This is a genomic window from Ruegeria sp. CDSA141 (assembly GCF_059612005.1).
The window spans coordinates 163145-175517 of record NZ_JBXWPT010000003.1 but is presented as its reverse complement, the minus strand read 5'-3'; the positions used below and the strand labels follow the sequence as shown (position 1 = coordinate 175517).

Sequence of the window (12373 nt, the reverse complement as noted above, 5' to 3'; positions counted from 1 at the left end):
GCCCGACGCAACGTGCGTTCCCTTAACTGGATTTCGTCCCTTGCCATCCACCCTGATCGGCAGAAGGAACCGAAAAAGGGTACGGGATGCAAAAGACGGTGTTCAAGATGACAATGGGGCTTGGAATCATGGTTCTGGCCGCGCAGCACGTGCACGCTCAGGGTCAAAACTGTGCGCCTCGAGAAGATGTGTTGGAACGGTTGCACGAGGCCTATGGTGAAACGCGCAGAGGTTTGGGGCTGGCCCGGAAAGGCGCAGTAATGGAGCTTTTTGCCTCGAACGAAAGCGGCAGCTGGACCATCACGGTGACCATGCCCAACGGGATCACCTGCCTTGTGGCTTCGGGTCAGTCTTTTGAAGATGTGGCCGAGGCGCTGCCCCCCAATGCCTGATCAGGTAAACGAGTCCCAGATCAGCTTGCTGCCGGTAAGTGTCAGCAGCACATAGGCGAGCCCAAAGAACAGGCGTTCGGACAACATGAAATGTGCCCGGACGCCCAGCCATGCCCCCAAGATCGCAAAGGGTGTCAGCAACAAGTCCGCCCACAACGTCTGCCATGTGAACATGCCCAGATAAGCGTAGGGTACAAATTTCGCGATATTGATCACCCAGAAAACCAATACCGTGCTGGCCTGAAACTCGGTTTTGGTCAGCCGTTGAGACAAAAGATAGACAGCCGCCGGGGGGCCGCCGGCGTGGCTGACGAAGCTTGTGAAACCCGCGACCAGCCCGGCAAAAAGACCAGAAGACGGCGGCAGTCGCCTGGCAAACCCGCGCACCCAACCTTGCGATTGCGCCATGTGCCAAATCACGAACCCGACAGAGATGCCACCGATCAGCAGGCGCAGCAGGTCATCATCCGTTGCACGATAAAGCCACGCACCCATCGCCACGCCGGGTACCGCGCCCAGAATCAGTAGACGTGAATCCGGCCAACTCCACCGTCTCCAATACGGACCCAGTGTGGCCACGTCGATCACCATCAGAATCGGCAGCATCAAGGCCAAAGCCTGCCCGGGCGTCAGGATCAAGGCCAGAATCGACGAAGAGGCAAAGGCCACGCCAGAACCGAAACCACCCTTTGAGATACCGGCAAAGATCACTGCCGGGATCGCCACGGCAAAAAACATCAGGTTCAGTTCGAACATGTGACGGTCCCGGTTTTGGCTTATCTCAAAGGCCGTTTAGCGCAATCAAAGCAGGGCCTGCAAACGGTATGCGGTTGTATGCCACGTCGCAGAACCCTTGCCTATTGACGTTTTAACGACTAGCACAGCCGCGATTTCAATACCGACCGGAGATATTCCAAATGGCCAGACCCAAGATTGCGCTGATCGGCGCGGGGAACATCGGCGGCACGCTTGCACATCTCGCAGCTGTCAAAGAACTGGGTGACGTTGTCCTGTTTGACATCGCAGACGGGCTGCCGCAGGGCAAGGCGCTCGACATCGCTGAATCCGGCCCTTCGGAAGGGTTCGACGCCTCGATGAAAGGCACCAGCGACTATGCCGATATCGCTGGTGCGGATGTGTGCATCGTGACCGCAGGCGTGGCCCGCAAGCCGGGCATGAGCCGCGATGATTTGCTGGGCATCAACCTGAAGGTCATGAAGTCGGTCGGTGAAGGCATCGCTGCCCACGCACCCGATGCGTTCGTGATCTGCATCACCAACCCGCTGGATGCCATGGTCTGGGCCCTGCGTGAATTCTCGGGCCTGCCGCACAACAAGGTTTGTGGCATGGCTGGGGTGCTTGACTCGGCCCGCTTTGCACATTTTCTGTCGGAAGAGTTCAACGTCTCGATGCGCGACGTCACCGCATTCGTGCTGGGCGGCCACGGCGACACCATGGTACCGTCGGTACGCTACTCGACGGTTGCCGGTATTCCGCTGCCTGATCTGGTCGAGATGGGCTGGACCACGCAAGAGAAACTGGACGCCATCGTGCAGCGCACCCGTGACGGCGGCGCTGAAATTGTTGGCCTGTTGAAGACCGGTTCTGCCTATTACGCGCCTGCCACGTCGGCGATCGAAATGGCCGAGGCCTATCTGAAAGACCAGAAACGCGTTCTGCCATGCGCGGCCTACTGCAACGGCGAGCTGGGCGTCGATGGCCTCTATGTCGGCGTTCCGACCGTCATCGGTGCTGGTGGTGTCGAGCGTATCGTTGACATCAAGCTGAACGAAGACGAGCAGGCAGGTTTCGACAACTCTGTGAACGCAGTGAAGGGTCTGATCGACGCTTGCAAGGGTATCGACAGCTCGCTGGCATAGTAGCCTACCCCTGTCGCCTGTGGATCTGGCGACAGGAGAGCCAGGACAGAATAGAGCCCTGCCCGAGATTGTGGCAGGGCTTTTTACATTGCCCGACTTACATTGCCCGACCTAAACCCAACCTACCGGAACATGCCTAACCATCTAGCTACGGCCAGAAGCAGCCCCCCTAAAACGACTAACAGGACACACACCTCCCAGAAGGCGCTTGGGTTGCTTGCGCCAGGCACGCCGCCGACATTGATCCCAAGAACCCCCGCGACCAGACTTAGCGGAAGAAACACCGCACTCACGACCGACAGAACTAGCATCCGGCTGTTCATGCGTTCGGCGCGCTGATCCATCAATTGGTCATGAATGATCTGGACTCGTTCGCGAACCGCAGCAAGGTCCTCGCCGATCCGGTAGATGCGTTCCGATGCTTCGCGTAAACGTGAACGATCTTGCGCCTGGAGCCAGGGCAGGTCTTCGATTTCCAAGGTGGTCAGCGCATCGCGTTGGGGTACGAGGTAACCGCGCAGAACAATCGACGACCGACGGATCGCTGAAAGCTCTGTCCGCGAGATATCAGCATCCGGTTCCAAAAGGATTTCCTCAAGATCATCCACGCGCTCGTTTAGATCTGTGATCGCCGGCTCGGCCCGGTCGGCCAGCCGAAGCGCCATGCGCGCGACAAAATCACCGGGTGTTCTTGGGCCTTGCCCCCGTTCTATCGACGCCAGCAAATCGGAAACCGCGTCCAGTGGCCGACGCCAGACACCTATCACTTTGGCTTCCGTCAGCCACATCCGGACCGAAATCATATCTTCGGGTAGTTGATCCGGCAGCAGGTTTACGCCTCTCAGGTTCAGGATGACGCCGTCACCGTGTACGGTACACCGAGGCCGGGTTTCGTCAGCCATCAGCGCGTCAATCACAAATTCGTCCAACCCGCTGGCGCGCAGAAGCGATTGAGTGGCTGGCGCTTCCAGTCGCAGGTGCTGCCATGCGAACCCAACCCCGGTTTCCGGCGGTGACCAAACCGGAAAACTGTCGTCGTTTACCGTCGTCGCCCGACCCGCACCATCAAAGACAAGCGTCAAGGCATCCGGAAGGCTGTGGCCTTGTGCATTCATCCTGTTGGACCCTTCTGGCTATCAATCTACCGCACCTTGCGGCATCGGGACACTATCCAACCAACTGACGACCGCCAAGCCCAAGCGACGCCCGAGACAGTCAGCGCCGCTGCGTTTTCCCGCGCTCGCATACGGTGTACGCTCCACAAGTGTGACCGATGTTGTTAGCGTAAGCAGTAAGCTGAGCAGCGTAGAATGAGTTTTTTTGCACAAATCCTCGGATTGTCGAATCAAGCGTCGCAGCGCACTGAATTTGTGATCACACGCGAAAAAACCGTGATCACAAAAGCTGAAAATCTTTGGCTAATCACCCCGAGGAGTCAGAAAACCCTTTAAATCTGACGTTTAAACACCCCTATAACGTTTAAACGCAGTCAGACGGGACAGTTTCGATGAACATTCACGAATATCAGGCCAAAGCGCTTCTTCGCAGCTATGGCGCTCCGGTCTCCGAAGGTCGCGCGGTTCTGCGCGCTGAGGAAGCCAAAACCGCAGCCGGTGAACTGGATGGCCCGCTGTGGGTTGTCAAAGCACAGATCCACGCGGGCGGCCGCGGCAAAGGCTCCTTCAAAGAGGCTGACGCCGGTGAAAAAGGCGGTGTTCGTCTGACCAAGTCGGTGGAAGAAGCATCCGAGGAAGCCAAGAAGATGCTGGGCCGTACGCTGGTCACGCATCAAACCGGCCCCGCGGGCAAGCAAGTCAACCGCATCTACATCGAAGCCGGTTCCGGCATCGAGCGTGAACTGTATCTGGCCCTGTTGGTGGATCGCCAGACAAGCCGCATCTCGTTTGTCTGCTCGACCGAAGGCGGAATGGACATCGAAGAGGTTGCCGCGGCAACGCCCGAGAAAATCCTGTCCTTCTCGGTCGATCCGGCGACAGGCTATCAGCCCTATCATGGCCGCCGCATCGCCTTCTCGCTGGGTTTGGAAGGCGCGCAGGTCAAACAGTGCGTCAAACTGATGAGCCAGCTGTACGCTGCCTTCGTCGAGAAGGACATGGAGATGCTGGAAATCAACCCGCTGATCGTGTCCGACAAGGGCGACCTCAAAGTGCTGGACGCCAAGGTCGGTTTTGACGGCAACGCGGTCTACCGCCACCCCGACATCGCCGAGTTGCGCGACACGACCGAGGAAGATCCCAAGGAACTGGAGGCCTCGAAATACGACCTGAACTATATCGCGCTGGATGGTGAGATCGGTTGCATGGTCAACGGTGCCGGTCTGGCGATGGCGACCATGGACATCATCAAGCTGTATGGGGCAGAGCCTGCCAACTTCCTCGACGTGGGTGGCGGCGCCACCAAAGAGAAAGTGACCGAGGCGTTCAAGATCATCACCTCGGACCCGCAGGTCAAAGGCATTCTGGTCAACATCTTCGGCGGCATCATGCGTTGCGACGTGATCGCCGAGGGCGTTGTCGCCGCAGTGAAAGAGGTCGGCCTGAAAGTGCCGCTGGTCGTGCGTCTGGAAGGCACGAATGTCGAGAAGGGCAAAGAGATCATCAACACCTCTGGCCTGGACGTGATCGCGGCAGACAACCTGAAAGACGGTGCCGAGAAGATCGTGAAGGCAGTTAAGGGGTAAGCTTGTTTGAGTGGGGCTGGCCTCGGGCCCGCCCCATCGCGGCAAATACCAAGCTGCAAATCACTGCCGCGCAAGGCCGAAAGAAGCAATCGATCTGATGACCATCCCCATCTTCCTCATAGGCCTCGAACGCGCCACAGGGCGGGCGCGCTTGATGGAGCAGGAGCTGCAAACGGCAGGCCTGTCGGCGACGCGCGTCAACGCTGTTGACTGCGATGCCGCCACCCGTGAGGACTTTCTGCGGGAATGCCGGGCGGAAGGACCTTGGGGCTATTTCCATACCAAGGACATGGCTTGCACCCTCAGCCACGCCAAAGCGTGGGAGGCGGTGATTGCCTCGGGCGCGGAACAGGCCTTGATCCTTGAGGATGATGTTTTCCTGACACCGGAACTGGCAGACTGGCTGAACGATCCGTCCTGGTGGCCTGAGGATGCCGACATCGTTCGGTTCGAACGTTGGCGCAGCACGAAGCTTTACGTGGCACTTGGACGCAAGCGGTTGTCCCATTTGGGACGGGAACTGCGCCTGATGCGCTCGCGCCATCCCGGTGGTGCAGCTTATGCGCTGACACGCGAAGCGGCCCGGCACTTTCTGGCACAGAAACCCTTTGACATTACGCTGGATGGTTTGTTGTTCAACCCTTCCGCCTCGCCGGCGGCGCGTCAGATCAACATCTATCAGGTGATCCCGGCCATGGTCGAACAGGGCAACGAAGCGCCCGGCGAATACCAGATGGGTGCGCCACGCGCGCGTCCCAACGGCTGGCCCCTGATCCGGCAAAAAGTTAGGCGTGGCATCGCCGAAATCAGCAGCGGCCTTCGCACGACGGCCAACCTTGCCCTGGGACGTGCCACGCTCGAGAAGATTACCTATGCGCCGCAGGTTCTGCCGGCGACTGAACCCAATCAATCCAACACCGCCTAGAGAAAGGGACAAAATGGCAGTCCTCATCGACGAAAACACCAAAGTGATCTGTCAGGGCTTTACCGGCTCGCAGGGTACATTCCACAGCGAACAGGCCATTGCCTATGGCACCAAGATGGTCGGCGGCGTCACCCCCGGCAAAGGCGGGATGGAGCATCTGGGCCTGCCCGTGTTCAATTCGGTTCACGAAGCCAAGCACGTGACCGAAGCCAACGCTTCGGTGATCTATGTACCGCCGCCGTTTGCCGCGGATTCGATTCTCGAAGCGATTGATGCCGAGATGGAAGTGATCGTCTGCATCACCGAAGGCATCCCGGTTCTGGACATGATGAAGGTGAAGCGGGCGCTGGAAGGCTCAAGCTCGCGCCTGATCGGCCCCAACTGCCCCGGTGTCATCACGCCCGACGCCTGCAAGATCGGCATCATGCCCGGCCACATCCACAAGCGCGGCTCGGTCGGCGTTGTGTCGCGTTCGGGCACCCTGACCTATGAGGCCGTCAAGCAGACCACCGATGTGGGTCTGGGCCAGTCCACCTGCGTCGGCATCGGCGGCGACCCGATCAAAGGCACGGAGCATATCGACGTTCTGGAGTGGTTCCTGGCCGATGACGAAACCGAGTCGATCATCATGATCGGTGAGATCGGCGGCTCGGCCGAGGAAGAAGCCGCGCAGTTCCTGGCGGACGAGGCCAAGAAAGGCCGCAAGAAACCGACTGCAGGGTTCATCGCTGGCCGCACAGCCCCTCCGGGCCGCCGCATGGGCCACGCAGGCGCGATTGTCGCCGGTGGCAAGGGCGGTGCCGAGGACAAGATCGAAGCCATGCGCTCGGCCGGTATAGTCGTAGCCGAAAGCCCGGCGCAGCTAGGTGAGGCTGTGTTGGAAGCGATTGGTTGATAGGAATCAGCGCAGAGCTATGCAGTTTAGTGTCAAAACACTTCTGTCATTTTCCGGGCGGGCCTCCCGCTCGGAATACTGGATGTATGTGACTCCGATACTGTTGTTGCTGTTAGCTGCTCTGACATTCGATTTATTGGCTCTTGGTCCAACGACTTATCAAGAATTTACCACGACTACAGATTTGCTGACCGGTGAACAGACGCACGAGATATCCAATGTCACTGATTACAGCCCTCGAATTGGAAGCCTTGTTGTGTCGCTTTTGGTCCTCATACCTTTTGCGGCAATGCTCACTCGTCGAATGCATGATATTGGATTCCCGGGTTGGTATGCTTGGCTCGCGCTTTTTCTAGCATTTTTCTTTGGCCCTATGCTGTCCTTTTTTGTGGGTCTATTAGGGCTGATATCAGTGAACATCGCGTTGATTTTTGCTTTCTTACTAGGGGTACCACAACTCGTGCTTTCGCTCTTGGCATTCGTAGTAATCGTATCGTGGGGCACAACTCCTTCTGAACCCGGAACCAACGAATACGGGCCAAATGCTTCGGAGTTGACCGCATGACTTTCTCCGACGCCATACGCACCTGTTTCTCCAAGTTCTTCTCCTTCTCAGGGCGTGCCTCACGCTCCGAATACTGGTTCTTTTTCCTGTTCATCGTGATCTGGAGCTTTATTGCCGGGATCATCGACTGGCAGTTCTTCACGCAGGTCTCGGTCAGCCAGACCGACGAGGTTAAAGCCGTCACTGCAACGTCCACAGCGCCGGTGCAAAGCATCGTTGGACTGATCGTCTTTTTCCCGCATCTGGCCGTCGCGTGGCGGCGGATGCATGATACCGGGCGCAGCGGGCTTTATGCTCTGTTGCCGATCCTTCTGATCCTCGGGGCCTTTGCGGTGCTGATCTTTGGCATCGGCCTTGCCTCCAGTTTCCAGCACGGCGGCAATCTGGACATCCTGTTCACCCGCGCAACATTGCTGATCGTCATCCCGACACTTATCGTTCTGGTGGTGTCGCCCCTTCTGGTGCTGTGGTGGCTGACCCGCCCCAGCCAGCCAGGCACCAATCAATACGGTCCCAACCCACATGAGGTAGCCCAATGACCGAACACTCGCCCAATACTGCCTTTCACGCCTCGAGCTTCATGCAGGGGCACAACGCCGAATACCTGGAACAGCTTTATGCGCAGTACACCAAGAACCCCGGTGCGGTAGACGCTGCCTGGGTCGAGTTCTTCAAGGCCATGGGTGACGCCGCGCCTGATGTTCAGCGTGAGGCCGAAGGGCCTTCGTGGGCGCGCACGGACTGGCCGCCCATGCCGGCCGATGATCTGACCGGTGCGTTGACCGGTGAGTGGGCCGAGATTGACGCCAAGGCCGCAGGCAAGAAGATCAAGGACAAGGCTGCCGATAAAGGTGTCGAAGTCAGCGATGACCAGATCAAACGCGCAGTGCTGGACAGTCTGCGGGCGCTGATGCTGATCCGAGCCTACCGGATCCGGGGCCATCTGGCCGCCAACCTTGACCCCCTTGGCATGCGCGCGGCCAGCAATCATCCGGAACTGGATCCCAAAACCTACGGCTTCACCGATGCGGACATGGACCGTCCGATCTTCATCGACAACGTGCTGGGGCTGCAGGTCGCCTCGATGCGGCAGATCGTCGAGATCGTGAAGCGGACCTATTGCGGCACTTTTGCGCTGCAATACATGCATATCTCAAACCCGGAAGAGGCCGCATGGCTGAAAGAACGGATCGAGGGCTATGGCAAGGAAATCCAGTTCACCAAGGAAGGCCGCAAAGCCATTCTGAACAAGATGGTCGAGGCCGAAGGCTTTGAGAAATTCCTTCACGTCAAGTACATGGGCACCAAGCGCTTTGGTCTCGATGGCGGTGAGGCGCTTATTCCGGCGATGGAGCAGATCATCAAGCGGGGTGGCGCGCTGGGTCTCAGCGATATCGTCATCGGCATGCCGCACCGCGGTCGTCTGAATGTTCTAGCCAACGTGATGGGCAAGCCCTATCGCGCCATCTTCAACGAATTCCAGGGCGGCAGCTATAAGCCCGAAGACGTGGATGGCTCGGGTGATGTGAAGTACCATCTGGGTGCCTCAAGCGACCGCGAGTTCGACGGCAACAGCGTACACCTGTCGCTGACTGCAAACCCGTCGCACCTTGAGGCGGTGAACCCTGTGGTTCTGGGCAAGGTCCGCGCCAAGCAGGATCAATTGGGCGACACTGATCGCACCAGGGTTATGGCCATTCTGCTGCATGGGGATGCGGCCTTTGCCGGTCAGGGCGTCGTCGCCGAAGGCTTTGGCCTGAGCGGTCTGCGCGGGCATCGCACCGGCGGGACAATGCACATCGTGGTGAACAACCAGATCGGCTTTACCACCGCGCCGCATTTCTCACGCTCCAGCCCATATCCGACGGATATCGCGCTGATGGTCGAAGCACCGATTTTCCACGTGAACGGGGATGACCCCGAAGCGGTTGTTCATGCAGCCAAGGTGGCGACCGAGTTCCGCCAGAAATTCCACAAGGATGTGGTTTTGGATATCTTCTGCTACCGCAGGTTTGGTCACAACGAGGGCGACGAGCCCATGTTCACCAACCCGATCATGTACAAGAAGATCAAGACGCATAAGACCACGCTGTCTCTGTACACAGAACGCCTCGTCAAGGATGGCCTAATCCCCGAAGGTGAAATCGAGGATATGAAAGCGGCCTTCCAGGCCCATCTGAACGACGAATTCGAGGCCGGTAAAGACTATAAACCCAACAAGGCCGATTGGCTGGACGGGCGCTGGTCGCATCTGGACAAGAACAAAGACGAATACATGCGCGGCGAGACGGCGATCGCGCCGGACACTCTGGCCGAAATGGGTGGCGCCCTGACCCGCGTACCGAGCGGATTTGCCATGCACAAGACGGTCGGTCGGCTGCTTGAGCACAAGAAGCAGATGTTTGAAACCGGTAAAGGCTTTGACTGGGCCACTGGTGAGGCGCTGGCCTTCGGGTCATTGCTGACCGAGGGGTACCCGGTACGCCTTTCTGGCCAGGACGCCACGCGCGGCACCTTCAGCCAGCGACATTCGGGGTTCATTCATCAGGAAACCGAAGAGCGGTACTACCCGCTGAACAACATTCGCGCAGGCCAGTCGCAGTACGAAGTGATCGACTCGATGCTGTCCGAATATGCAGTGCTTGGGTTCGAATACGGATACTCGCTGGCCGAACCCAATGCACTTGTTCTATGGGAAGCCCAGTTCGGGGACTTCGCCAACGGCGCGCAGATCATGTTCGACCAGTTCATCAGTTCTGGTGAATCGAAATGGCTGCGGATGTCCGGTTTGGTCACGCTGTTGCCGCACGGGTTTGAAGGACAGGGCCCCGAACACTCATCCGCGCGGCTTGAGCGGTTCCTGCAAATGTGCGGTCAGGACAACTGGATCGTGGCGAACTGCACCACGCCCGCGAACTATTTCCACATCCTGCGCCGCCAACTGCACCGGACGTTCCGCAAGCCGTTGATTCTGGTGACGCCTAAATCGTTGCTGCGCCACAAGCTAGCGGTCAGCACGGCCGAGGATTTTACTACCGGCTCCAGCTTCCACCGCGTGCTGTGGGATGATGCACAGAAGGGTAATTCCGACACCAAGCTGGTGGCGGATAACAAGATCAAACGCGTGGTGATGTGTTCCGGCAAAGTCTATTTTGACCTGCTGGAGGAACGCGATGCACGTGGCATTGACGACGTCTACCTGATGCGGATCGAACAGTTCTATCCCTTCCCGGCACATTCGCTGATCAACGAGCTTGAACGATTCAAGAATGCCGAAATGGTCTGGTGTCAGGAAGAGCCCAAAAACCAAGGCGCCTGGACCTTTATTGAGCCCAATATCGAATGGGTTCTGTCCCGGATCGGCGCGAAACATACCCGTCCGGCTTACGTCGGTCGCGCAACCTCGGCTTCGCCCGCAACGGGCCTGGCCAGCCAACACAAAGCCCAACAAGAAGCGCTGGTTAACGAAGCGCTGAGCATCGAAGGAAAATAAGCGATGACGATTGAAGTTCGTGTTCCCACGCTTGGCGAGTCGGTCACCGAAGCCACTGTTGCAACATGGTTCAAAAAGCCCGGTGATGCGGTCGCCGTGGATGAGATGCTGTGTGAGCTGGAGACTGACAAGGTCACGGTCGAAGTGCCCTCTCCCTCTGCTGGTGTGATGGGTGAGATTGTAGCCGCCGAAGGCGAAACGGTTGGTGTCGATGCTCTACTGGCGACGATTACTGCCGGCGAAGGCGCAGCCACGCCTGCCCCAGCAACAGCCGCAGCAGCTCCGGAGGCCGCACCTGCCGCATCTGGCGGGTCGGTTGACGTGATGGTTCCGACACTTGGCGAATCCGTGACGGAAGCAACTGTTTCAACCTGGTTCAAGCAAGTCGGCGACAGCGTCGCGCAGGACGAGATGTTGTGTGAGTTGGAAACCGACAAAGTCTCGGTCGAAGTACCGGCCCCGGCTTCCGGTGTTCTGGCAGAGATTGTCGCGCCGGAAGGTGCAACCGTGGATGCAACCGCAAAGCTGGCAGTCATCTCTGGCGCGGCCGCTGGCGCAGCTCCTGCGCCAGCTCCTGCGGCGGCGGCAGCTTCTGCAGCGGCAAGCACCGGCAAAGATGTTGCAAACGCACCATCGGCTGAAAAGGCGATGGCAGAAGCCGGGTTGTCAGCCGATCAGGTCACCGGCACCGGTCGCGATGGCCGTATCATGAAGGAAGACGTTGCCAAGGCGGTTGCAGCCGCTTCTGCTCCGGCACCTGCGGCTTCTGCGTCTGCACCAGCGGCTCAGGCTCCACGCGCACCGGTTGCTGCCGAAGACGCGGCCCGCGAAGAACGCGTACGGATGACTCGTCTGCGTCAGACAATTGCCAAGCGCCTGAAGGATGCGCAGAACACCGCCGCGATCCTGACCACCTATAACGAGGTGGACATGACCGAGGTGATGGCCCTGCGCAATCAGTACAAGGACCAGTTCGAGAAGAAGCACGGCGTGCGCCTGGGCTTCATGTCCTTCTTCACCAAGGCCTGCTGCCATGCCCTGAAAGAAGTGCCAGAGGTCAATGCCGAGATCGATGGCACCGACATCGTCTACAAGAACTTCGTTCACATGGGCGTTGCTGCCGGCACGCCGCAGGGTCTGGTCGTACCGGTCATTCGCGACGCGGACAGCATGTCCTTTGCAGCCATCGAAAAAGCCATCGCCGAAAAGGGCAAGCGCGCCCGCGATGGCAAGCTTTCAATGGCCGAGATGCAGGGCGGCACCTTCACCATCTCGAACGGTGGTGTTTACGGGTCGCTGATGTCGTCGCCGATCCTGAACCCCCCGCAGTCGGGCATTCTTGGCATGCACAAGATCCAGGAACGACCGATGGTCATCAATGGCGAGATCAAGATCCGCCCGATGATGTATCTGGCCCTGTCTTATGACCACCGGATCGTTGACGGCAAAGGCGCGGTGACGTTCCTGGTTCGTGTGAAAGAGGCGCTGGAAGACCCCCGCCGCCTGCTGATGGATCTGTAAC

11 protein-coding genes are annotated in these 12373 nt (G+C 58.6%); 9 read left to right on the top strand and 2 right to left on the bottom strand.

Annotated elements, in window-relative coordinates; translation table 11 throughout:
- The first annotated feature begins 86 nt into the window (after window positions 1-86).
- A complete protein-coding gene (locus tag AC2FLP_RS07350; RefSeq protein ID WP_299899141.1) occupies window positions 87-392 on the top strand; it encodes a hypothetical protein in 306 nt (101 codons plus the stop codon).
- Here the strand turns inward: AC2FLP_RS07350 and AC2FLP_RS07345 are convergent, their stop codons facing one another.
- Window positions 393-1148, bottom strand: a complete 756-nt coding sequence (locus AC2FLP_RS07345) for a sulfite exporter TauE/SafE family protein (RefSeq protein WP_299899143.1) — start codon at window positions 1146-1148, stop codon at window positions 393-395. It lies immediately after the preceding gene.
- Window positions 1149-1309: 161 nt separating this feature from the next.
- Here AC2FLP_RS07345 and mdh point away from each other — a divergent pair, with 161 nt between their 5' ends.
- A complete protein-coding gene (gene mdh, locus AC2FLP_RS07340; protein ID WP_117870353.1) occupies window positions 1310-2272 on the top strand; it encodes a malate dehydrogenase in 963 nt (320 codons plus the stop codon).
- Window positions 2273-2394: 122 nt separating this feature from the next.
- Here the strand turns inward: mdh and AC2FLP_RS07335 are convergent, their stop codons facing one another.
- Window positions 2395-3387, bottom strand: a complete 993-nt coding sequence (locus AC2FLP_RS07335; RefSeq protein ID WP_496682566.1) for a zinc transporter ZntB — start codon at window positions 3385-3387, stop codon at window positions 2395-2397.
- A gap of 392 nt (window positions 3388-3779) precedes the next feature.
- Here AC2FLP_RS07335 and sucC point away from each other — a divergent pair, with 392 nt between their 5' ends.
- The 7 genes from sucC (at window position 3780) to odhB (ending at window position 12372) form a co-directional block, all read left to right on the top strand.
- Window positions 3780-4973, top strand: coding sequence for an ADP-forming succinate--CoA ligase subunit beta (sucC, locus tag AC2FLP_RS07330; RefSeq protein ID WP_058278788.1), 1194 nt, complete (start codon window positions 3780-3782; stop codon window positions 4971-4973).
- Window positions 4974-5070: 97 nt separating this feature from the next.
- Window positions 5071-5898, top strand: coding sequence for a glycosyltransferase family 25 protein (locus tag AC2FLP_RS07325; RefSeq protein WP_299899149.1), 828 nt, complete (start codon window positions 5071-5073; stop codon window positions 5896-5898).
- A 13-nt stretch (window positions 5899-5911) separates the two neighbouring features.
- Window positions 5912-6793 carry a succinate--CoA ligase subunit alpha gene (gene sucD, locus AC2FLP_RS07320; RefSeq protein WP_117870362.1) on the top strand — a complete coding sequence of 294 codons (882 nt, stop codon included), beginning with the start codon at window positions 5912-5914 and terminating at the stop codon, window positions 6791-6793.
- A 19-nt stretch (window positions 6794-6812) separates the two neighbouring features.
- Window positions 6813-7358: a DUF805 domain-containing protein gene (locus tag AC2FLP_RS07315; protein ID WP_299899152.1), complete on the top strand. Its 546-nt coding sequence runs from the start codon at window positions 6813-6815 to the stop codon at window positions 7356-7358.
- Window positions 7355-7897 (top strand): DUF805 domain-containing protein, encoded by a 543-nt coding sequence (locus AC2FLP_RS07310; RefSeq protein ID WP_299899154.1) that lies wholly within the window; start codon window positions 7355-7357, stop codon window positions 7895-7897. Before AC2FLP_RS07315 ends, AC2FLP_RS07310 begins: the two co-directional genes overlap by 4 nt.
- A complete protein-coding gene (locus tag AC2FLP_RS07305; protein WP_299899156.1) occupies window positions 7894-10851 on the top strand; it encodes a 2-oxoglutarate dehydrogenase E1 component in 2958 nt (985 codons plus the stop codon). The genes AC2FLP_RS07310 and AC2FLP_RS07305 overlap by 4 nt, the downstream gene beginning before the upstream one ends.
- 3 nt (window positions 10852-10854) lie before the next feature.
- Window positions 10855-12372 carry a 2-oxoglutarate dehydrogenase complex dihydrolipoyllysine-residue succinyltransferase gene (gene odhB / locus AC2FLP_RS07300; RefSeq protein ID WP_117870370.1) on the top strand — a complete coding sequence of 506 codons (1518 nt, stop codon included), beginning with the start codon at window positions 10855-10857 and terminating at the stop codon, window positions 12370-12372.
- Window position 12373 lies beyond the last annotated feature (1 nt).